This is a genomic window from Vibrio sp. Vb2880, from assembly GCF_033337975.1.
In the GTDB taxonomy this organism is placed as follows: Bacteria; Pseudomonadota; Gammaproteobacteria; order Enterobacterales; family Vibrionaceae; genus Vibrio; species Vibrio alginolyticus.
In genome coordinates this window covers 53,069-76,792 of sequence record NZ_JAWORT010000019.1, presented here as the reverse complement: position 1 = coordinate 76,792, position 23,724 = coordinate 53,069, and the positions used below count along the sequence as shown (strand labels likewise).

Annotated in this window: 20 protein-coding genes; all 20 read left to right on the top strand. The window is 45.3% G+C overall.

Going from position 1 to position 23,724, the window contains the following annotated elements; all coding sequences use genetic code 11:
• Positions 1-35 precede the first annotated feature (35 nt).
• Entirely contained in the window at positions 36-881 is an 846-nt protein-coding gene (locus R7M92_RS18675; RefSeq protein ID WP_176311176.1) for an ExeA family protein, read from the top strand.
• Positions 878-1,972, top strand: coding sequence for a tetratricopeptide repeat protein (locus tag R7M92_RS18670; protein WP_318133970.1), 1,095 nt, complete (start codon positions 878-880; stop codon positions 1,970-1,972). The genes R7M92_RS18675 and R7M92_RS18670 overlap by 4 nt, the downstream gene beginning before the upstream one ends.
• Complete coding sequence (locus R7M92_RS18665) at positions 1,969-3,693, top strand: GspE/PulE family protein (protein ID WP_158159799.1); 1,725 nt, start codon at positions 1,969-1,971, stop codon at positions 3,691-3,693. Before R7M92_RS18670 ends, R7M92_RS18665 begins: the two co-directional genes overlap by 4 nt.
• An 8-nt stretch (positions 3,694-3,701) precedes the next feature.
• The gene (locus tag R7M92_RS18660; protein ID WP_005381186.1) at positions 3,702-4,925 is read left to right on the top strand and encodes a type II secretion system F family protein; all 1,224 of its coding nucleotides are present in this window, start codon (positions 3,702-3,704) and stop codon (positions 4,923-4,925) included.
• A 3-nt stretch (positions 4,926-4,928) separates the two neighbouring features.
• Positions 4,929-5,390, top strand: a complete 462-nt coding sequence (locus tag R7M92_RS18655; protein WP_031781206.1) for a hypothetical protein — start codon at positions 4,929-4,931, stop codon at positions 5,388-5,390.
• 291 nt (positions 5,391-5,681) lie between these two features.
• A complete protein-coding gene (locus R7M92_RS18650) occupies positions 5,682-6,149 on the top strand; it encodes a type II secretion system protein (protein WP_005381181.1) in 468 nt (155 codons plus the stop codon).
• Positions 6,150-6,220: 71 nt separating this feature from the next.
• Positions 6,221-6,454 (top strand): hypothetical protein, encoded by a 234-nt coding sequence (locus R7M92_RS18645; protein WP_017821316.1) that lies wholly within the window; start codon positions 6,221-6,223, stop codon positions 6,452-6,454.
• 115 nt (positions 6,455-6,569) lie between these two features.
• Positions 6,570-7,049, top strand: a complete 480-nt coding sequence (locus tag R7M92_RS18640) for a type II secretion system protein (RefSeq protein ID WP_017636197.1) — start codon at positions 6,570-6,572, stop codon at positions 7,047-7,049.
• On the top strand, positions 7,046-7,630 hold the full coding sequence (locus R7M92_RS18635) for a type II secretion system GspH family protein (protein WP_262606368.1): 585 nt from the start codon (positions 7,046-7,048) through the stop codon (positions 7,628-7,630). Before R7M92_RS18640 ends, R7M92_RS18635 begins: the two co-directional genes overlap by 4 nt.
• Positions 7,630-8,358, top strand: coding sequence for a PilW family protein (locus R7M92_RS18630; RefSeq protein WP_318133968.1), 729 nt, complete (start codon positions 7,630-7,632; stop codon positions 8,356-8,358). Before R7M92_RS18635 ends, R7M92_RS18630 begins: the two co-directional genes overlap by 1 nt.
• Positions 8,348-8,785, top strand: coding sequence for an MSHA biogenesis protein MshP (locus R7M92_RS18625; protein WP_213877784.1), 438 nt, complete (start codon positions 8,348-8,350; stop codon positions 8,783-8,785). The genes R7M92_RS18630 and R7M92_RS18625 overlap by 11 nt, the downstream gene beginning before the upstream one ends.
• Before the next feature lie 6 nt (positions 8,786-8,791).
• A complete protein-coding gene (locus tag R7M92_RS18620; RefSeq protein ID WP_318133966.1) occupies positions 8,792-12,703 on the top strand; it encodes a DUF6701 domain-containing protein in 3,912 nt (1,303 codons plus the stop codon).
• 151 nt (positions 12,704-12,854) lie between these two features.
• A complete protein-coding gene (locus tag R7M92_RS18615) occupies positions 12,855-13,898 on the top strand; it encodes a rod shape-determining protein (protein ID WP_005381144.1) in 1,044 nt (347 codons plus the stop codon).
• A gap of 150 nt (positions 13,899-14,048) precedes the next feature.
• Positions 14,049-14,945 (top strand): rod shape-determining protein MreC, encoded by an 897-nt coding sequence (gene mreC, locus R7M92_RS18610; RefSeq protein ID WP_005381142.1) that lies wholly within the window; start codon positions 14,049-14,051, stop codon positions 14,943-14,945.
• Positions 14,935-15,423 carry a rod shape-determining protein MreD gene (mreD, locus tag R7M92_RS18605; RefSeq protein ID WP_318133964.1) on the top strand — a complete coding sequence of 163 codons (489 nt, stop codon included), beginning with the start codon at positions 14,935-14,937 and terminating at the stop codon, positions 15,421-15,423. The genes mreC and mreD overlap by 11 nt, the downstream gene beginning before the upstream one ends.
• 4 nt (positions 15,424-15,427) lie before the next feature.
• The gene (locus tag R7M92_RS18600; RefSeq protein ID WP_005381139.1) at positions 15,428-15,997 is read left to right on the top strand and encodes a Maf family protein; all 570 of its coding nucleotides are present in this window, start codon (positions 15,428-15,430) and stop codon (positions 15,995-15,997) included.
• 18 nt (positions 15,998-16,015) lie between these two features.
• Positions 16,016-17,485: a ribonuclease G gene (rng, locus tag R7M92_RS18595; protein ID WP_005381138.1), complete on the top strand. Its 1,470-nt coding sequence runs from the start codon at positions 16,016-16,018 to the stop codon at positions 17,483-17,485.
• A 12-nt stretch (positions 17,486-17,497) separates the two neighbouring features.
• Positions 17,498-21,379, top strand: a complete 3,882-nt coding sequence (locus R7M92_RS18590) for a YhdP family protein (protein WP_318133962.1) — start codon at positions 17,498-17,500, stop codon at positions 21,377-21,379.
• Positions 21,380-21,412: 33 nt separating this feature from the next.
• A complete protein-coding gene (locus tag R7M92_RS18585) occupies positions 21,413-22,234 on the top strand; it encodes a carbon-nitrogen hydrolase family protein (protein ID WP_115386310.1) in 822 nt (273 codons plus the stop codon).
• An 11-nt stretch (positions 22,235-22,245) separates the two neighbouring features.
• Positions 22,246-23,691 carry a metalloprotease TldD gene (tldD, locus tag R7M92_RS18580; RefSeq protein ID WP_005381134.1) on the top strand — a complete coding sequence of 482 codons (1,446 nt, stop codon included), beginning with the start codon at positions 22,246-22,248 and terminating at the stop codon, positions 23,689-23,691.
• Positions 23,692-23,724: the final 33 nt, after the last annotated feature.

Genomic DNA, 23,724 nt, shown 5'->3' with positions numbered 1-23,724 from the left:
AAGGTTCTGTTTTTCAATAGGTTTGTGATTCGAGTATGTACTTGTCACACTTTGGGTTCCGAGTTCAGCCTTTTTCGTTAACCCCAAATACAGAAATGTTCTTGGGGTTAGTCCCTCACTATGAGGCGATCCAAACCATCCTAGCTGCCGTGCAAATGGGAGAAGGGGTGATTAAGGTGACGGGAGAAGTCGGCACTGGAAAAACCATGGTATGCCGTAAGCTGATCGAGCAGATTGAATCTGAAGTTGAGCTTATTTACTTACCCAATCCAGTGTTGAATGGGGAACAGTTGCAGTTTGCTGTCGCCAGAGAGTTGGGTATCGAGAACGATGATCCGCTGCGTATCGTTTCCCTCATTCAAGAGCACTTGATTCAAGTACATGCCTTGGGAAAGAAAACCGTCTTGATCGTTGATGAAGCGCAAGCTCTTTCCCCACAAGCTTTAGAAACATTGCGTCTATTTGGCAACCTAGAAACGGGACAAGATAAGCTCATTCAATTGGTGTTATTCGGACAACCTGAGTTGGATGAAAGATTGGCTAACCATGAGCTAAGGCAGTTTCGTCAACGCATTACGTTTAGCTGCCAGTTACGTCCTCTCTCTATCGATGAAGGCGTGGCTTACATCAATAATCGTTTAGATAAAGCAGGAAATGGGGCGCACATTTTTTCTATTGAACAGAAAAAAGCGATTTGGCGTTCATCCATGGGGATTCCGCGCTTGATAAACCAAATTAGCCACAAGTCGTTGCTTGCTGCATTTAATGAGCGTTGCACACTATTGAAAAATCATCACGTTTACGCCGCTATGCACGATACGTTTGATGCCCGTAAACCTAAGTTTAAAACACCCGTATTTTGGGGATGGAGTCAACCTTGAGTGCCATCAATAAAGCATTATCAGAACTTGCTGAAAAAACATCGCCGTCAGAGCTTACTCGTGCGGAGATTCCAAGGGTCTCACGTAGTAAACCTTGGCTTTGGCTTGTCGCCGGTTTTTCGTTAAGCCTTGCGGTTGGTAGCTGGGCGGTCTCTCGCGGTTCTGTCCCTTCAGGCGAGCTATCACAGTTTCAAACCGACGCTATGCCACTGTCGTCTGTGAATGTCTCACCAATTGTTTCATCGGAGCGCACTCACTCGCCAACGAGTAAAATGACGCCCGATACAACTCAAGTGGTTTACACCAAACCAGCCACACAGCCGGTAGCGCAACAGCCTCACATGCAAGAGACTGATAGGTTCACGCTAAGATCTGAGATAAATATCGCCTCTGAAGATGAAGTTTTACTCGCGCAGTTAGCAACGATGCCGAGCGAGGAGCAATACGATCACGTAACCCGCACGACATCAGAAAACAGCTCAATGCGTATTGAGCAGGTTGAGCTTACTCACCGCCAATTATCTCTTAAAGCGGTTAGCCGAGCGGAAAAGGCACTCGATGCTAACGATATGCAAACAGCGTTGTCGGCTTATGCCGAGGCGTTGCGTTATGAGCCAATGAATGCAGACACGCGTCAAAAGTTATCAGCGTTGTACTTTGGTAAAGGTGACACGCGTAAAGCATATGAGATTATTCAAGAAGGCATCAACCTAGATACGAACAACCAAGTACTCCGCTTGGCCTTGTCTAAGTTGTTAGTGAAAGCTAATCAACCTGAAGCGGCGCTGAGCCCGCTTGTTCATTTGCCTCCAGTACCAAGTCGAGATTACTTGGCGATGCGTGCGGCATTGGCACAAAAACACAAGCAAAATGACATTGCGCTTGAGAGCTATCAACTCCTAACTCAGCGTGAGCCGGAAAACGCGCGCTGGTGGTTAGGTTTGGCTATTCAACAAGAGCGCGCCCTGGCTTTTACTGCCGCGATTCACTCTTACAACCAAGCTCTGGGTAAAGTTGGCATTTCGAATCAATCGCAAGCATTTATCCGTGACCGTTTGAGCATCTTGAAAGAGTTGGAGAGCGCACAATGAAAATTCAGTTGAGAAAACGCTTGGGCGATCTTCTGGTTGAGGAAGGTATCGTCTCTGAAGAACAAATCCAGCAAGCACTAAACGCACAACGCAGTACCGGGCAGAAGCTAGGGGATGCGTTAATTGACCTTGGCTTTATTACCGAAAAGCAAATGTTGGACTTCTTGTCTCAGCAGCTTGGTTTGCCACTGATCGATCTTGGTCGTGCGCCTGTGGATGCCGAAGCCGTGCAGATTCTACCTGAGGTACACGCACGTCGCTTACGTGCGATGGTCGTTGCTCGAAATGGGGACACCCTGCGCGTTGCTATGAGCGACCCTGCGGACTTGTTCACTCAAGAATCATTGATGAACTTGTTAGGTCAATACAACCTTGAGTTCATTGTTGCTTCAGAGCGTCAGCTTATTTCAAGCTTTGACCGTTATTACCGCCGTACTAAAGAGATCGCCTCCTTTGCTGAACAGCTGCATGAAGAGCATAAAGATGTACAAAGCTTTGATTACGGTATTGATGAGGCCGACAGTGAAGAGGTTACCGTTGTAAAGCTGGTTAATTCCATGTTTGAAGATGCGGTACAGGTTGGAGCTTCGGATATTCATATTGAGCCAGACGATCAAGTATTGCGTTTGCGCCAGCGTATTGATGGCGTATTGCATGAAACGCTCTTAAATGAAGTGAACATTGCATCGGCTTTGGTTCTTCGACTGAAGTTGATGGCACACCTAGATATTTCTGAAAAGCGCTTGCCACAAGATGGCCGATTCAATATCAAAGTTCGTGGCCAATCAATTGATATTCGTATGTCGACGTTACCAACGCAGTACGGAGAATCTGTAGTAATGCGTCTGCTTAACCAGTCCGCTGGTTTGCGTCCGTTAGAAGAGTCGGGCTTGCCGCCAGACTTGCTTGCTCGCTTACGTCGACAGTTGGCGCGTCCGCATGGCATGATTTTGGTTACCGGGCCGACAGGTTCCGGTAAAACCACCACGCTTTACGGCGCATTGAGTGAGCTCAACGAACCTGGGAAAAAGATCATTACAGCAGAGGACCCGGTTGAATATCGTCTGCCTCGCATCACTCAGGTACAGGTTAACAGTAAGATCGATCTAACTTTCTCGCGTGTTCTTAGAACCTTTTTACGTCAAGACCCAGACATCATTCTTGTTGGTGAGATGCGTGATCAAGAGACGGTAGAAATTGGTCTGCGAGCTGCACTAACGGGTCACTTAGTATTGAGTACTCTCCACACCAACGATGCTGTCGACAGTGCGTTACGCATGATCGATATGGGCGCACCGGGTTACTTGGTTGCCAGTGCAGTCAGAGCCGTGGTGGCGCAGCGTCTTGTGCGCCGAGTTTGCCCAGATTGTAAAACAGAAGACCACTTAGATGAGTCTCGCCAGCAGTGGTTAGCTGGGCGTTTCCCAAATCAAGTTAGCACCATTTTTTATAAAGGCGCAGGTTGCCAAAACTGTAACTTGACTGGTTATCGAGGCCGAATCGGTGTGTTTGAAATGCTCGAACTTGAGCAAGAGATGATGGATAAATTGCGCGCCAATGATGCGGTTGGCTTTGCGCAAGCCGCGCGCCGCTCAGAAAACTATAAGCCACTGCTTGCTTCTGCAATGGAACTGGCGCTACAAGGCACCGTCAGTTTGGATGAAGTGATGACCCTAGGTGAGGGTGATGCTTCTGGTAAGACTGATCCCATTTTCATATAGGTAAGTGAATGCCAACTTTTCGTTATCAAGGCCGCACGCTAGACGGCTCATCCACTAACGGCAAAATCGAAGCAGTGAACTCAGAAGCTGCGGCGGAAGCATTGATGAATAAAGGGGTCATCCCGCTCAATGTACGGTTAGAGAAAGAGTCGGCAAAAAGCCAAGTGAGCTTGTCTAAGCTGTTTGTGCCTGCTATTCCGTTGGAAGTAATTATTCTTTTCTCTCGCCAGTTGTTTAGTTTGACTAAAGCTGGCGTGCCTTTGCTGCGCTCTATGCGTGGCTTGTTGCAAAATTGCGAAAACAAACAGCTCAAAGAGGCGCTAGAAGATGTCGTTTCTGAACTGAGTAATGGCCGAGGTTTGTCTTCTGCGATGCAGCAACACAGCAAAGTATTCAGCCCACTGTTCGTTTCTATGATCAACGTCGGTGAGAATACGGGTCGGCTTGACCAAGCGCTATTGCAACTGGCGAATTACTACGAACAGGAACTTGAGACTCGCAAACGCATTAAAGCGGCGATGCGTTATCCGACGTTTGTCATTATCTTTATCACCATCGCCATGTTTGTATTGAATATCTTGGTGATCCCTGAGTTTGCATCGATGTTCACGCGCTTTGGGGTTGAGCTACCATTGCCGACGCGTATTTTGATCGCGACTTCTAATTTCTTTGTAAATTATTGGGTGTTGCTGGTTGTGGCAATGATTGGCGCGTTTACTGTATTCAGAGCGTGGGTGGCGACGGCTGATGGTCGGGAGAAGTTCGATAAGTTTCGGCTTCGGCTGCCAATTGTAGGCGATATCGTTAATCGTGCGCAGCTTTCTCGTTTTGCCAGAACCTTCTCGTTGATGCTGAAATCAGGGGTGCCACTTAACCAGTCTTTGGCTTTGGCCGGGGAAGCCTTAGGGAACCGTTTTTTAGAAAACCGAATTCTTGAGATGAAGTCCGCAATTGAAGCGGGTAGCACCATTTCAGTGACGGCCATCAACAGTAAAATATTTACCCCATTGGTGATTCAGATGATTGCAGTAGGTGAAGAAACTGGTCGTATTGATGAGTTGCTGCTGGAGGTGTCGGACTTTTACGATCGAGAAGTCGATTACGATCTAAAAACGCTGACCGCAAGAATAGAACCATTACTTTTGGTGATTGTCGCAGGCATGGTCATGGTGCTGGCATTGGGTATCTTCTTACCAATGTGGGGAATGCTCGACATCATCAAAGGCGGCTAATAGGTGGTTGAAAATCAAAGCCGAGCAACGCTTATTGTGTTTGGGGTTATTGCTACGATTATGGCGGTGGGTTTGGCGGTCAAATTACGTCCTGTGACCGAGCAAGCACAAGTAACTGGGGCTAAGTTGGCGAGAGTTTGGATGCAAGATAGTGTTCAGCGTTATCGTCAAGCTTGGCTAGTACAAGGCGAGCCAGAGCATATGCTGATGGATGGTTTTAACCTTACTATGACTGAGGACGGGTTAGTGTCTCCCTTTACTCAGCAAGGTGTTTTAGATTGTGGTTATTGGCTAGCAGTGCATTATCCACAACGTAAAATAATGACCAATAAGTTAATAGATATCAGTGGAGCCATTAAAACTGATCGTTATGTCTGTCACTATACTTATGAAAATGGTCAGTCGATTGTAGTTATTTCAACAGCTAATCAACTGAAAATAGACGTCGAAATGTCGGCGGAGTGAATTTTTTGACACCTAATCACTATAATTGGTAATCAAAGTCGGTATAATGCAATCATTACCATAAGTAAGACGCTGTAATAGAGGGTAAACAATAATGTGTTTTTCTCATTGCAGCATGAACTGAATAATGGCGAATCGTCATTCTGCTCAAGCGGTAGATACAGTATCCACTTCACGGTCAGTTTTAGTGAACGTTGCTGCCCCAAACCGTTTTGACAATATCCAAAATGGTCGCGTGACCTAAACGAAACTTTGCAGTTGTACTGCATGCTTACATAGAGAGAGTAAACAATGAAAAGACAAGGTGGTTTCACCCTTATCGAATTGGTAGTGGTAATTGTAATCCTAGGTATTCTAGCGGTAACTGCAGCACCACGTTTCCTTAACCTGCAAGATGATGCTCGTGATTCAGCTCTTGATGGTTTGAAAGGTGCTATGACTGGTGCTGCTGGCATTACTTACGGTAAAGCTGCAATTGAAGGTCAAGAGGCAACAGCTGACGGTGCAATCAGTATCGGTACTTCAACTTTAAACCTAGAGTTTGGTTACCCAGAAGCAACTTCGGCAGCGCTATCTCTAGTTGTTGATGGTCTATCGGAAGATTGGGTTGTTAAGAAAGTAGATACTAATGCTGACCCTAAATACATTTCATACGGTTTCGATAACTACGACACGAAATGTGTTAAATACACTCAAGCTAAAGACAAAGATACTCCAGCAACAGTCGCTGTTACTAAAACTGCGAATGAGTGTAAGTAATAAATATTACTCAAAAGGCCAGCTAGTCTGGCCTTTATCTCTTTATTTTGATTAATTTCGGAATAGTTCATATGCGTAAATCATCGGGTCTTAGTGCAATAGAGTTTGTAGTTGTGCTGGTTATCTTAGGTGTGATCGGTTATGTGGTATTACCAAGATTTATCAGCTTTGAACCAGAAACTTATGAAGCCAAGTGGGAGCAAACCAAGCAAACCGCTGAGCACGTTTCTGAGACGCTAAGCAACAAAGAAACCTACGATCGAATTGAAGAAGAAATTGGTCGTTCAAAAGGGCAAAATAACTAGACATTGGTTATTTGTTCGTCTGTTCACACTTCGAATCGAAAAATTATAAACCTATCATTAATCTCATAATTTCATCGTATACTTATCTCGCTTGTTCTAAGCCTAAGGTTGGGTTATGAAAATTCGCAGCTCTGCATTAGGGTTCACGTTAATGGAGTTAATCCTCGTGATTGTTCTCCTCTCTATCCTTTCACTTTTTGCAGCCAGCCGTTTTATGGGATCTGGCAGTTTCTCTGCATATGCATTACAAGAACGCGTGATTTCTGTGATTCGCCAAGTGCAGGTGAATCGTATGCAGTCGAATGCTACAAGTCCTGATAACAACTTTCGTTTACAAGTTTCTAGCTCATGTGTTGGTTCGGTTACTGCCTGTGCTCTAACAGGCAGTGCACAAGATGCCCGTAGTGACGTGGTTATCGATAAGTCCGCAAGGTTTTCCGTTATCAGCGGTGCCGCAAATACAATTAATTTTAACCTTCTCGGCAATCCTGTAAGTGGTGCTGTAAACATCTTAATTGAAGATAAACATGGTCGAAGCCGCTGCCAAGTTGAAATTAATACTCAAGGTTATGTTTCAAAAGGTACATGCTCATGAAGAAATCTAGTGGCATGACTTTGATAGAAATGATCATCGCGATTGTTTTAATGGGCATTGCGATGGTGGCGTTTACTTCTTTTCTTGTCCCTCAGATTCGAGATTCCGCCATCCCTCATTATCAAACCCGCGCGGCCGCATTAGGCCAAGGTTTCATGTCTCAGATATTGGCGCGAGGCTTCGATGAAAACAGCGACTTTGATGGTGGTTTGGTACGCTGTGGTGAGACTGTCCTTGGTGGTACGGATTGTTCCACAAGTCTTGGGGCGGATAGTGGTGAATCCAATCCAACTAGTTTTAATGATGTCGATGACTATATCGGTTGCTGGTATACGAAAAGCACAAAGGCTAAATGTAACTCTACGCCGTTATACGAGCTGAGTAACGTTCTTGGCACGTCTATGGCAAATGATTACAAGAACTTTCGAGTTGAAGTGAAAGTGCAATACGTTGAATCAGATGGAACGGGTGTCAATAATCCTTCACAGGAAGATATCACGCCTTACAAACGAGTCACTATGACTATTTACGCCGGACAAACACAGCCTTTAACACTGTCTGCGATAAGGGGAAATTACTAATGAAAAGTTGTGGTTTCACTTTAATAGAAATGGTCATCACTATTGTGATTGGTAGTTTTATCATGCTCGGAATTGCTGGTTATTTGCAGTTAGGAGCAAAGGGCTATGCTGATACTATTGATAGGCAGAGACTACAAACTCAGGCGCAATTCGTTATTGAGAAAATATCTCGAGAGATTCGTCATGCGGTGCCGAATAGTTTTTTTATCGATGAGAAAGAGAAAAACTGCCTGATGTTTATGCCTATAGAGCACTCTGGTTTTTATGCGATTTCTGGTAATGATATACAGTTTGTGGTGGGTTTTTTTGGTAATAATGCTCCCGAATTTGATAGTGGCTTGAAAATGGTGATTAACCCAACACGGTTAAGTGATTTAACCTCATCCACTCATAGTGTTGATGTTGGAGCGCTTTCTCCAGATTCGAATAAATCATACAAGATCATTAACGGCGCTAGTTCAGTAACTAGTCGCTCCGTTTCTAATCGACATTATCTCTATGATTCATCTAAGTCAGTGAAATATTGCTTTGTAGGCGCACAGATACAGCGTAACGGCGAAATAATTGCCGACAATCTTGTTTATGTTGATGATCAATCTCAGAGCTATTTCAAATATGACGATACATCGCTTCACCGAGGCGGGCTGGTGCATCTGAGGTTCGTGTTTGAACAGTCCGGTGAAAGTAGTGTGTACCAACAAGATGTGCAGGTGCTGAATGTTCCATAATAAGCAAAAAGGCAATGTGTTAATTGTGACGCTCTTTGTCATTATCGTAATGGGGTATTTGGCTGCATCACTAATGAAAGTGACTTGGTCTAATCAAAGTGGTTTAACGCGTGAGTTTTTGGGTACAAAGGCATGGTTTACAGCCCAATCGAGTAATGACTGGGTGTTAACTCAGTTTTTTCCTTTAGGTGGTTCCGCTGCTGTTGAAACTCGTTGCGATGATATTAAGGCTAAAAGCGTTAAGCCTGACAGTGGCTTGTTTGATAAAGCATGCAAAGTTACAACGATTGAATGTCAGGAGGCAGGTAAGCTACCAGGGGACTTTCCTGGTGAAGAAGTGGTGCTATATGTGGTTAAAAGTGTGGCTGTTTGTGGTTCTGGAGTGTCTAAAGTTCAACGTCAGCAAGAAGTTTGGGTAAGGGAGTAAATTACAATGAAAAAAATAATAACATCGTTACTTACGGTAGCTCTTTTCCTTTTTTCGTCAATCAGTTTTGCTGCAGTAAATAACAACCCTCAGTTTGAATTTGGCACCATCCCTGCTGAAAATTGTAAGGTATTGAATAATGAACGTGGTGTTACATGTGATATCGAGTTTCAGAACACCTACGATGAAGAGCCGCTTGTCTTTGTGATGTCGACGATTGATGCGTCAATGTCTAACTTCGCGGATAAGAGGACGGAGTATCCTTCAAATTTACGTATATGGTCAAAGTCCAAAACTCAGGCCACAGTAAAGCAGTTGTTTCCGCCACATAGCGCGGCATGTAAGCGATTGAAGCAAAACAATAATGGGAAGTGGCGATGCACGGACAACAATAATCAAGGTGAGAGGGTGACTTTCGTTGATGCTCCCATGGAAGACATAGACTACCTCGTTATCGAACCTGGTGTTATCAAGTTTGATGGGGATGCCATGATTGTTGCGGGTAAGGTAAGCTCCGACCTTACTTATTCGAATATTGGTGGTACAACCTACAAAAGTAAAAATGTGCTATTTAGGGACTTTGGTCTAAATACTTCTTTTGCGTCTGCCCCTGGCGTCTTAGTTCAATTACAAACTAAGAATAACTACATTAATGGGCAACCTTTGTGGCTGAGTTCAATTGCACTTAATCCTACAGTACAAGGCTTCTCATTGATTTTAGATCGTTCAGAAGTTACGAAGAATGCTGTGCTAGCTAAATCTGAGGACGTAGCTTTTGTTGCTGGTCTCGGGCAAGGCTTTGTGAATGGTCGTAAGTTCTGGTTAGGGGATGGCTCTACACGAAATACGTTGGGAGCATTGGACGACAACGTCATTAAACCAATTACAGAGGGTTGCTTACAAGTGAGTAATTTTCCTGTTTCTGGCTTTAAGTCTGCACCTGTATTACTTGCGTCTAAAAGAACGCGTAATGGTAACAATGGTGGTTGGCTACGTCGCTGCTCAGTGACAAAAACAGGTGTGGCCTTTATCAATGAAGAAGATATGCAGAGAGACTCTGAGCGTGGTCACGTTGTCGAGCCGTTTTCGTACTTCTTATTCGATAAGCCGCCAGTTGATGATGTATGTCAGCTTTTTCCATCTCCGGCTCAAACATGGGACACCAATACAAATGGTGAACTAGTGATGAGTAATAACACCCTCATCTCTGGTGCAAGCCTAAGTAATGGTAAGCGATATGTAGGTTTCAAGCCGGGTAAAATTACAATGCACAATAACGCGAGTTGTGACAACCAGAGTTGTTTAGGTGACTCTGGCTTGATGGTGCAGAAACAAACACTTGAAAGCTTTAGGAGCCCGCAAGATCCTAACCTGCAGAATGTGATTGTGAGTGGAAAGCATGGTGTGGGTGAAAGAACGTTCAATAACAACGAAATCATTGGTAATTTATCAGTTGAAGAAACGGGAACTGTTTATTTTGAATCCGGTACTTATTGGGTTGGAGCCATCAATATCAATAATGCAGGCAAGATCATTATTCCCGATGATGAAAAAGTTACCATTCATGCAAAGTCTGTTTCTATCAGTAACAACAACAGCTTTTTTGGTGAGTTGGAAGGTGGTGAGTTAATTGTACTAGTGCATGACTCGCAGTCTAGTCATGTAAACTTTGGTAACAACACTGCATTTTCTGGGCTGTTATACAGCGAGATTGATGTGCCTCTAAGTAACAATGTGATTGTGAATGGTGCGATTACGGCCAAAAACATTCGGATGTCGAATAATGCTGAAATCCATGCTACCGACAACCACTGTTTTACGCCTTCTGACAACTATGAAGTAACGCTATCACCAGCAACACAATATGCGCTGATGTGCGGGACAGAGCAACCTAGCTTTGAAATAGAAACCAAGAATGATGGCTATGCGGAAAGTACAGGGGTTACTGTGCAGGTTTACCCTGATGCCGATAAGTTCTCTGTAGAAGTCGCTGATAGCACTGGTACAGGCACTTACCCAAGCTTTACTACAAGCAATGTGTCTTCGAAGCTTGGTAGGTTGAAGCTACAAGTTACCGTTACAGATCAAAATGGTATTGAGCTTAATGACGAATATACGTTAAAGGTTACGGTGGACAATGATCCATCAAAAACGCAGACGTCTACTTTCAAATTTGTACCATTCAAGTTTGACGTAGATGACCAAGCAATCGTAGCTGGTAAAAATTATCAAATAGAAACAAGAGTATTAGCTTGTGGCGATGGCCAGCAAACGGTAGTGAAAAGTTACACGGGCTCACCAAGTGTTCAGTTGGAAATCGAAACACCAGCTGACGGGCGCAGTGACGCGAGCTTATTAACATATGAGCCTAAATTTATTGACTCAGAGCAAGGTAAGACATCAGATACCTTTAAGCTAATGGAGTCGGGCTTGTACACAATCAAACTCGAAGATGCGAATTTCACGTGTGATCCTCAGTACTCAGATGGGTGTCCAATCGCTCCGGATGAAGATAAAGGTGAGCAAGAATCAGTGGTTCTCAATGGCTCATTCAGCGTTAAGTCTCGACCATGGAAAATTGCCGCATGTAATATTGTGGCGAAAAATGGTGGAAAAGCTAACCCTGCGACACAAGCTACTGGTGATGGCTTTATTGCCTCTGCTGAAAGCTTTAATGTGACCTATAAACCAGTCGTTCATAGCGACTCACGTGGTAATGCTACCAATGTTTGTGAATACCCACTGACACAAAACTATTTCTCTGATTCAAATACGGCTGCACCACTTGATGCTGAGTTTTCTGTCTTGTACCCATCGGGTGGTGATATCGCCAACTTAGACCCAAGTAAAGGTTCAAGTTTAGACTTTAGCTCTGAAGAAGCTAAAGCGGGTAAAACAGTTGAATACGTTTGGGATGAAGTTGGCTCTTTAAACCTTAAAACTAAAGCAACGTATTTGGGAGAGAAACTAGATGAATATGACGTCACCGTTGGTCGTTTCTATCCTAAATACTTCCAAGTCATCGCCAGCGATTGGAATTACCCTGGTTCACAAAGTTTTGCTTATATGAATCAGCCTTTTGATGGGGTCGAGTTTAGCGTGGAGGCATTGAATGCTAACAAATCTGCGATTAAGAACTATGCAGACTTTGTTACAAAAGCGGAGTTCAACCTAGACGATATTGACCATTACTCTGATCGATTCGATGCACCTGATTTTGGCGCAGGAGACTGGAGTAAAGAATCTGATAAAAGTATCGGAGACTTCTCAGTCGGTAATAGTGGTCAGTGTATCGGCAGTGCTTGTTGGAACAAAGATCTTGGTGGTAGCTACCCTGATGGACCATTTAACTCTGTGACTGGTACTGCCAAATCAGAGATAGGTTTGGTGTATACCAGCAATGTTGACCCTGTTGAGTATATTACTAACGAAGATTTCAACTCCCGTTTAGTTAGGCAACCCGACATCCGCTTTGGTCGCGTTGATCTAGATGATGTAGGCGGCAACCAAGGTTCGACATTGCATGTACCACTTCGAGTTGAATACTGGAATGGTAGCCGTTTTATTGTTAACCCTGATGACAGCCAAACTAAAGTGTTTGGAGAAATTGAGGATGACTCTCAGGTGCACATTTGGCCGACAGATAATAGTGCAAAAGAGGTAACTCTAGGCGATGGCGGGACTGTTTCTTCAGGTTCTTCTCGCTCTATTACTGCAACTCAAGCTGAACCATATCGCCAGCAAACGCGCGTTTGGTTAGATCTTGATGATTCAAAAAATGGCTTACCTTGGCTCAAGTACAACTGGGACAATAAGAAAGCTGGTGAAGAAAACCCATCCTCCGTCGTCACCTTCGGTATTCACCGTGGTAATGACCGTGTGATTTACCGTGGTGAGCCAGGGTTAACCGGACAGTAACAACTTAGGTTTTTGCCCTTAAGTTAGGAAACTGCAAGAAATTGAGGCTTTCTGCTCATGTTTGTGTACCAATACCTTGCTGTGACAGCGAGGCATTGGTACATTTAGAGCAATTTTTGTCTTCTATATTTTTGCAGGATGAGCGAAGAGTATGTTTAAGAAACTTCGTGGCATGTTTTCTAACGATCTGTCTATCGATTTAGGTACAGCCAACACTCTAATTTACGTAAAAGGGCAAGGAATTGTCCTTGATGAACCTTCTGTAGTTGCTATTCGTCAAGATCGTGTAGGTTCTGCAAAAAGCGTTGCTGCAGTCGGTCACGCAGCAAAACAGATGCTTGGTCGTACACCTGGCAACATTTCCGCTATCCGCCCAATGAAAGACGGCGTAATCGCTGACTTCTACGTAACCGAAAAAATGCTTCAGCACTTTATCAAGCAAGTGCATGACAACAGCATCCTAAAGCCAAGCCCACGTGTTCTTGTTTGTGTTCCTTGTGGTTCTACCCAAGTTGAGCGTCGCGCAATTCGTGAATCAGCACTTGGTGCTGGTGCCCGTGAAGTTTACCTAATCGACGAGCCAATGGCGGCGGCAATTGGTGCTGGTTTACGCGTATCTGAGCCGACAGGTTCAATGGTGGTCGATATCGGTGGTGGTACAACTGAAGTTGCCGTTATCTCTCTAAACGGTGTGGTTTACTCATCGTCTGTACGTATCGGTGGTGACCGCTTTGATGAAGCTGTGATCAACTACGTACGTCGTAACTACGGCAGCTTGATTGGTGAAGCAACGGCTGAAAAGATCAAACACGAAATCGGTTCTGCTTACCCAGGTGATGAAGTTCAAGAGATTGAAGTTCGCGGTCGTAACCTTGCAGAGGGTGTGCCACGAAGCTTTAGCTTGAACTCAAACGAGATCCTAGAAGCGCTTCAAGAGCCGCTATCTGGCATCGTATCAGCAGTCATGGTTGCACTAGAACAGTGCCCACCAGAGCTTGCTTCAGACATTTCTGAAAACGGTATGGTACTAACCGGTGGTGGTGCACTACTTAAAGACCTAGACCGTCTACTAATGGAAGAAACTGGTATTCCTGTGGTTATCGCGGAAGATCCACTAACGTGTGTGGCTCGTGGTGGCGGTAAAGCTCTAGAAATGATCGACATGCACGGTGGCGATCTGTTCTCTGAAGAATAAAGGTTTAGGTGAAGCTCATGTCGGGCTTCACCTTCATTTCTGCTCTCTCTGTAATTCAAACATGCTCCATACCTAAACGTATTTAGTTAAGTATTTTTAGGTTGCCAAGTAAGGCTCAATAATCATGGAAGCAATCAGGTCAAAAACAAGATGAAACCGATTTTCGGCAGAGGTCCGTCTCTGCAATTACGTCTGTTTTTTGCTGTCATCGTGTCGGCGAGCTTAATGCTGGCCGATAGTCGTCTAGATACGTTTTCCAACGTTCGATACCTACTAAACAGTATGGTTGCACCGATTCAGTACGCAGCGAATTTGCCTCGTAGTATGTTCGATGGCGTATTTGAACGTTTTAATTCTCATCAGGCATTGGTTGAAGGCAATCGCAGCTTAAAGCGAGAAGTGCTACGCCTGAAAAGCGAGCTTATCTTGCTCGACCAATATAAAGAAGAAAACCAACGCTTACGTAAGTTGTTAGGATCTTCATTTGTCCGTGATGAAAAGAAAGTCGTGACAGAAGTAATGGCGGTTGATACTTCACCTTATCGTCATCAAGTGGTGATCGATAAAGGCCGTATTGATGGTGTTTACGTTGGTCAGCCTGTTATCAACGAGAAAGGCATCGTCGGTCAGGTCACGTTTGTCGCAGCGCACAACGCACGTGTTCTGCTGCTAACGGACGCGAAAAATGCAATTCCTGTCCAGGTGATCCGCAATGATATCCGAGTGATCGCATCGGGCAATGGTGAAATGGATGAAATCCAACTAGAGCACATTCCAACCAGCACAGATATTCAGGTTGGTGATTTATTGGTGACATCCGGTTTAGGTGGCATTTACCCTGAGGGATATCCAGTCGCGACGGTTACCAATGTGGATCACGATACGCGTCAAGAGTTCGCTTCAATCAAGGCTGAGCCGGTTGTGGAGTTTGATCGCTTACGCTACCTACTGCTGATTTGGCCGAATGAAGACCGTCAACACAAAGTACTGCGGTCCAATGTAGATGAAGGGTTAGAGCAAGAACAAGAGGTAACCGATGGCCAATAATGTATTGACTAGCCGAATGGTGATTGGCGTCAGTTTCTTCGTTGCGCTGGTACTGCAAACCATTCCATGGCCAGGTGTGTTAGATGTGTTACGTCCGTCATGGTTGTTCCTTGTCACGTGTTATTGGGTGTTGGCACTACCGCACCGAGTGAATGTCGGAACTGCGCTAGTGTTGGGCTTATTGTGGGATATCTTGATCGGCTCAACGCTTGGAATTCGTGGCATGATGATGTCGATCGTTATCTACCTTGTGGCGCTGAATTTCCTGTTGATTCGCAACATGGCATTGTGGCAACAGTCGATTTTAATTGCCTTTTTTACTGCGTTATTGGAAGTTTTGATATTCTGTGGGGAATATTTGAACCAGGACGTAGTATTTAATCCATTATCTCTGTGGACGGCGGCAATAAACTGTATACTTTGGCCATGGATGTTTTTATTAATGCGACGAGTTCGTCGTGCATGGCACGTAAGGTAAAGCGGTGAAGAAAAGCTTATCTCTCGTTCTCGCATCGGGTTCTCCGAGAAGAAAAGAGCTGCTTGCTCAACTGGGTTATGATTTTGAGATCGTATTGCCTGATATTGAGGAAGCCAAACAGGCTCATGAGCAAGCACGAGATTACGTGTTGCGCCTTTCTTTGGAAAAAGCTCAGGCAGGCTTAGCGTTGGCTAAGCCTGATTCCGTTGTATTGGGCTCTGATACGGTCGTAGTATGCGATGACCGTGTGCTAGAAAAACCAAAAAGTTTTGAAGATTCAAAGCGTATGCTTACTGACTTATCGGGTCGTCGTCATCAAGTGATGACTGCGGTGAGCGTTGTATCATCGGAACAACAACATTCAGTGGTCGTTACCACTGACGTGTGGTTCAAACCACTGACTCACGAAGAAATCGAACAATATTGGCAGTCAGGAGAGCCATGCGATAAAGCTGGAAGTTATGGTATTCAGGGACTCGGAGGGCGATTTGTCACCCGAATCGAAGGCAGTTATCACGCTGTAGTAGGCTTACCTTTGTTCGAAACCGATCAGCTAATTCAAGAATTTTTATAATTGTTTTGAGGTGTGCACATGAGTGCAGAATTGCTGCTTAACGTGACCCCGAGTGAAACTCGTGTGGCCATGATTGAAGGTGGAGTACTACAAGAAATACATATCGAGCGCGAATCGCGTCGCGGTATTGTGGGCAATATATACAAAGGCAAAGTAAGCCGAGTGTTACCAGGCATGCAGGCGGCTTTCGTCGACATTGGTTTAGATAAAGCGGCATTTTTACATGCATCAGATATTGTTCCCCATACCGAATGTGTGGCAGAAAACGAAAAACAGCAGTTTCAAGTCCGTGATATCTCTGAGCTGGTACGCCAGGGACAAGACATTGTTGTTCAAGTGGTCAAAGATCCGCTCGGCACGAAAGGTGCGCGTTTAACGACGGATATCACCTTACCTTCGCGTTATCTTGTTTTTATGCCGGGGGCCAGCCATGTCGGTGTTTCGCAGCGTATTGAAAGTGAAAAAGAGCGCGAGCGTTTGAAAAAGGTGGTGAACCATTACTGCGATGAGCACGGTGGTTTTATCATTCGTACCGCGGCAGAAGGCGCTGATGAAAAAGAGCTCTCTCAAGATGCGGCATTTTTAAAGCGTTTGTGGTTAAAAGTCATGGAGCGTCGCTCAAAATACAAAACGCGTTCAACACTTTACGGTGAACTCGGCTTAGCTCAACGCATTCTGCGTGACTTTGTTGGCACAGAGCTCGATAAGATCATGGTCGACTCCCGCCTTGAATATGAAAACCTGAAAGAATTCACTTCTGAGTATGTACCGGAGTTAACAGATAAGCTTGAGCTTTACGAAGGTGACAAGCCAATCTTTGACATGTACGACACCGAAAACGAAATTCAGCGTTCTTTAGAGCGCAAGGTCGAGCTAAAATCGGGCGGCTATTTGATCATCGATCAAACCGAAGCCATGACCACCATCGACATCAACACGGGTGCATTTGTTGGTCGTCGTAATCTCGAAGAGACTATCTTCAATACCAATATAGAGGCAACGCAAGCTATTGCGCGTCAGCTACGTTTACGTAACCTTGGCGGTATCATCATTATTGATTTTATCGATATGGCATCCGAAGAGCATCGTCAGCGAGTACTTACCTCACTGGAAACGGCGCTGGCGAAAGACCGAGTAAAAACCAACATCAACGGCTTTACCCAGCTTGGCTTAGTTGAAATGACGCGCAAGCGCACACGAGAAAGTATTGAACATATCTTGTGTTCTGGCTGTCCTACTTGTGAAGGCCGTGGCAGCGTGAAAACGGTCGAAACCGTATGCTTTGAGATATTACGCGAGATTACTCGTGTGAACCGTGCTTACGACGCCGATAATTTTGTCGTGTACGCATCGCCGTTTGTTGCTGAAGCGCTATTGGGCGATGAGTCTCATGCGTTGGCAGAGCTCGAAGTATTTATTGGCAAGCAAGTGCGAGTTCAGGCTGAACCCCTGTACATTCAGGAACAGTTTGACGTCGTAATGATGTAATTTGGAACATTTGTGAATTCTGGTGTTAACCGTTTTGGGCGTTTTTGTGCGTGGAGTTTAGTTACTGTATTGGTGTTATTAGCCATATTAGTAACCACGCTTCGCGTCACACTGCCGCAACTTAACCATTTCCAAGATGAGATCAAAACCTGGGTCAAACAAGGCACAGGTTTTGACGTTTCTATTGCCAATGTCGCAGGGACGTGGCGCAATAATCATCCCTCAATTGCGTTACTGGGTTTAGAGGCAAATCTACCAAACGTGCAAGATGCACGCTTCGCTGTTGAAGAAGTCCAAATTGAGTTCGACCTTATTCAATCTCTTTTTCAACTTAAACCTGTAGTTGCAGACCTTACCATTCATAACCTCGCTTTAGACATTCACACGGTAGACATTCTGCCGACTTCTCATCGTCAAGATCCGAAGCCTGAAGTGGATAAGAGCGAAGTGAAACTCATTGACCAACTCGACTCACTTCTTTTACGTCAGTTCGAAGACTTCACTATTAGCGATTCACGGATTTGGTATAAGTCGGTGTCTGGTGAAACTCGCCGTTTAGATATTGAGCAGCTTCGTTGGAGCAATCAAGGGAAACGTCACGTAGCCGAAGGCACGGTTAGCATTGCCGATGTTCGCCTGAACTCATTGTTAGTAAGCGCTAACTTTAAAGATCATGGCTCGTTGCGCGATGTATCTGGTGAGTTTTACGTGAGTGCTCAAGATGTCTCGGTCACACCTTGGCTGACCACTTACATGCAAGAAGAGTCAGGAGCAGAGTCGGGTAAAGTCAGCTTAAATACTTGGCTAACGCTCAAACATAGCCAACCGCATGATGCTTATGTTGAATTGCTGCCTTCCGAGTTGGTGTGGAATGAAGATGGACATCATGAGCTGTTTATTGAGTCTGGAATTTTCAATCTTCGACCAGATAAACAAGGCTGGAAAGTAAATGGTCACTCACTTCAGATCAGAACCGATAATACCCCTTGGCCAGAGCTAGACGTCGCGTTTGATTGGCAACCAAACGGCTGGATGCTTAATCTCTCTCAGCTCGACATCGAAGCACTCATTCCGCTCATCAAGCTGGCTCCAGAGTCAGAGTCGACCAGTGACCTTATTAACAAACTAGCACCGAAAGGTCGGGTCGAAGATGTCCGATTGTCAATGAACGGTGGTTTAGACACCTTACGCTACTCGGCTGAACTGGATGAACTCGCGATGACACAATGGGAGCTCCTACCCGGGTTTCATCACGTACAGGGCAGCGTATCGGGGGATGTGAATCAAGCTAAAGCAAAAGTCACCGTCATTGATGATGTCTTTCCGTACGGCGATGTATTCCAAGCTCCGCTGAATATCAAACAAGGTGAAGTCGATATTATCTGGCAGCAAGATGATGCGGGTTGGCGTTTGTGGGCGGATAAAGTGACGGCAGCAACGCCTGATCTTCAAGTCTTGGGGGCATTCCGTCTTGATTTTCCAAAAGAACAAAGCCCATTTTTATCGTTCTATGCCGAAGCGGATCTCTACAACGCGGGTGAAACATGGCGCTATCTACCGACTCTGGCACTTGGGCAAGACTTGACCGACTATCTTTCGACCGCGATTCAGGGCGGAAAAGTGAATACAGCGAAATTGTTGTGGTATGGCGAGTTAGGTGATTTTCCTTACAAAGAACATAATGGCATGTTCCAAGCTTGGGTTGGATTAAAAGACGCGAAATTTAGCTTTGATACGGCATGGCCAACCATCACGGATTTGCAGCTAGACTTGCTGTTTGAAAATGATGCCATGTATTTGGATTCAAAATCAGCCACACTAAATGGCGTTCATGCCAAGCGTATCACTGGGCGAATCCCTGAGTTGGCAGAAGGTGGACACATCGAGATTGAAGCGAAAGCAAGCGCGCCGGGTAATGAAGTCCGTGACTACATGATGGCGACGCCATTAGTGGATTCAGTCGGTGCCGCATTGACAGCGCTGCAAGTGAGTGGTCCCGTTTACTCTGAGTTTCAACTCAATATACCGTTTGATTTTGAGAAAGAGTCTCGCGCTTGGGGTTATGCCGATTTAACAGAAAATCGTGTTGATGTTGAAGCGCCGCCAATGACGCTTGAAAACGCCACAGGGCGTATCACCTTCGACAATGATGTGGTTACCACATCGGGTTTGTCGGCCGAATTATTACAACAGCCTATCTCTCTTGATTTCCATGGAGAGAGTGCGGAGCAAGGCTACAACGTGACAATTAATACACTAGGAGATTGGGATGTCGAGCCGCTCAAACCCTATGTCGGTGAGCGTTGGTTAAACCTTGTTTCTGGCCATGCGCCGTGGCAAATGGATATTGACTTGCAACTCAATGATGTTGGTTTCACTTATCAGCTTGAAGTGCTGGCGCAGCTAAATCGTCTGGCTAGTCAATATCCTTATCCTTTAGCGAAAAAAATTGGTGAGTCTGGGCGAGCGAAACTGCAAGCATCCGGCAACCAAGAGAGTATTTCAGCACGACTACAGATCCCAAATGTGAAGTATCAAACTGAGATAGATATCGCTGGCGATGTCCCGGTTCTGACTGCGACTCATTTAATGGTTGGCAAAGGTGGCTTCCGGATTAGTCCTATTGTCGGGCACGATGCTTCGGTGCGTGTCGAAGAACTGAATTTAGACCAATGGGCGGAGCTTGCGCAGGTCTCTGAGAGCAAGCCTTCATCGTCTGTTTTGGCAAGCATGAAAACGCCGACCATTCCATTGCCGACACGCATTGAAGTTGAAACGCCAAACTTACAGCTCGGTGGGATTGAGTTTCATGATGTGGATTTTTCAGCAAGCAAGAAAAATTTGAGTTGGCAACTCGATGTGGACAGTCAAGAGGTTAAAGGGAAAGCTAACTATCTGAAACCCTATGATCTATCGGTCTCTCTAGAGCACTTGCATCTGTACATCCCAGGGTTTGAAGAGATGACCAAAGAGCGCAGTTCAATCTTTGCGAGTGAAGATCAAAACGCACCTTTGATTACCAATTTTGACCGCAAGTTTCACGCAGAGATGCCAAACTTAACTTTGAACATCGATGATTTTTGGCTGCAAGGTTACAAAGTGGGCAAAGTTAATGTTGATTTGCAGCGTCGCGAGAACCGCTTGGAGTGGAAAAATATCACCTTTAGTAGCGGCAAAAACCGCATTGATATGAGTGGTTGGTGGGACCTGACGAAAGAGAGTAGTCATTCCAACTTAACCATGAAAATGAAAGGTGATAACAACACCGATCTTATGGAGCGCTTTGGTATTACATCAGGCATTCAACAAGCACCATTTGAGATCAATGCCAATATGGAATGGGACGGCGCACCTTGGTCAATGAAGACACAAACCTTGCAAGGAAACGTCTCAACGGAATTTGGTAAAGGCGTGATCAGTGAAGTTAGTGGTGCGGCACGCTTGTTAGGCTTGTTTAGCTTGGATTCTATCATCCGTAAGATGCAGCTCGACTTTACCGACGTATTCGATAAAGGCATGGCATTCAACTCGATCACGGGAACGGGCAAAATCCAAGACGGTGTGTTTATCACCAATGATATCGTAATGGATGCGTTAGCAGGGGAAATGCAAATCCGCGGCATCGCTAATATGAACAGCAGAATGGTTGATGCGGAAGTGAAATTCACACCAGACATCACATCAGGCCTACCAATGCTGACCGCGTTTGCCGTTGCGCCTCAAACTGCTTTGTATGTCTTGGCCATCTCTACGGTGATATCTCCGGTGGTTGAGGTCTTCACTCAAGTCAATTATGAAGTGAAAGGCCCACTAGATTCACCAACGGTGAAAGAAATTTCGCGAAGTAAAGGTGAATACAAGCTGCCAGAAAAACTGCGTGAACAGGCCAAATAACTCACCGAATATAATGGAATAGGGAGGAAACACATGGAGCGTGTTGGCATTATTCAAATGACTTCGGGTCCGGATATTAACGCGAATTTGGACTTCATTGAAAAACAGTGTGCTTTAGCGAGCAAGCAAGGTGCCAAACTTGTTCTTACTCCTGAAAATACAGTGCTATTTTCCAGTCGCGAAGCTTATCATCAACATGCAGAGCCACTTGGCAGTGGCATGATTCAACAGCGGCTCTGTGAAATCACTAGAAAGAACCAGTTAACGCTAATTGTCGGAAGCATGCCCATTCAAACCGCAAAAGGTGTCACCACCACAACACTTGTATTTCCGCCGCACGGTAAATGCATTGCTCACTATGACAAACTGCATATGTTTGATGTCGACGTAGCCGATGGTTATGGTAGTTATCGTGAGTCGGATACGTTTATGGCGGGTAATCAAATAGTCGTTGCGGAAACTGATATCGGCAGTGTTGGATTGAGTATTTGTTATGATTTACGTTTCCCAGAACTTTATAAAGTATTGCGTCAAGAAGGGGCGGATATCATTGTGGTGCCCGCTGCGTTTACCGCTGTGACGGGGCAAGCTCACTGGGAAGTATTATTGCGAGCTAGAGCGATTGAGACACAATGTTGGATTTTGGCAAGCGGACAAACTGGAACGCATCCATGTGGACGAAAAACATGGGGACACTCAATGGTCGTTGACCCTTGGGGACGTATCCATAAACAGCTTCAGGATGAAGTAGGTTTATTGGTGACTGAGATAGATTTGTCACAAAGCCAACAAGTAAGGCAGAATATGCCGCTGACTCAACACAGTCGCTTTCAAAATGAATTGAGACGGAAATAAAAGAGCTAACTATGAGCACAAACCAAATAGAACAGGCACTCCTTGCCCCAAATGGTCTGACAGAACAAGACATTGCTGACACGCTTGCCAGCATTGCGACGCGCCAGATCGATTATGCGGACATTTACTTTCAGTCCAGCTGGCATGAGTCTCTGGTTCTAGAAGACAGCATCATCAAAGATGGCTCTTTTAACATTGATTGTGGTGTTGGTGTCCGTGCAGTAACTGGCGAGAAAACCGGCTTTGCCTACTCTGATCAAATCCAGCCTGAAGGCCTGAAGCAGAGTGCAATGGCGGCGCGCGGTATTGCTCAGCAAGGGCAGAATGGTAAAGTCCAAGCGTTTAAACGCACCGAAAACCAAGCGTACTACGCCGCTGTGAATCCACTAGCTGAATGGGAAAAGCAGCAAAAAACAGAATTGCTCAAATCTCTAGATGCTTACATCCGCACTAAAGAACCATTGATTAAAGAGGTCTCGATCAGCATCAGCGGTGTGCATGAGCAGATGCTTGTTGCGGCAACAGACGGTACTTATGCAGGCGATATTCGTCCTTTGGTGCGTTTGTCTATTAGCGTGCTCGCACAAAAAGGTGAACGACGTGAACGCGGTAGCGCTGGTGGCGGCGGCCGTTTCGGTTACGATTTCTTTTTAACGGAAAGCAATGGTGTGAAACAAGCTTTTCATTACGCAGACGAAGCGATTCGCATGGCGTTAATCAACCTTGAAGCAGAAGCAGCACCAGCTGGCATGATGCCAGTGGTATTGGGTTCTGGCTGGCCTGGCGTGTTGCTACACGAAGCGGTAGGTCATGGCCTAGAAGGTGATTTTAACCGGAAGGAATCTTCGGTTTTCTCTGGCAAAATGGGTCAACAAGTGACGTCTTCGCTGTGTACCATCGTCGATGATGGCACGTTAAAAGACCTTCGTGGTTCACTGAATGTGGATGATGAAGGGGTAAACGGCCAGTACAACACGCTTATCGAAAATGGTGTGCTGAAAGGTTACATGCAAGACAAGCTAAACGCGCGGTTAATGGGTGTGAACCCAACAGGTAACGGTCGTCGTGAGTCTTATGCACATTTACCAATGCCGCGTATGACCAACACCTACATGCTACCAGGTGAACATACGCCAGAAGAAATAATCTCGACGGTCGAGAAAGGGTTGTATGCGCCAAACTTTGGTGGCGGTCAGGTGGACATTACTTCGGGTAAGTTTGTGTTCTCTGCATCCGAAGCATACTTGATTGAAAACGGTAAAATTACGCGCCCTGTTAAAGGTGCGACGTTGATTGGATCAGGTATCGAAGCAATGCAGCAAGTCTCTATGGTCGGTAACGACCTAAGTATCGACAAGGGCGTTGGCGTATGTGGTAAAGCAGGTCAAAGTGTGCCAGTTGGGGTTGGTCAGCCGACCTTGAAACTGGACTCACTGACAGTAGGTGGCACTGAGTAACTCAGTTGAATCGTTATAAAAAGAGCGCTCATT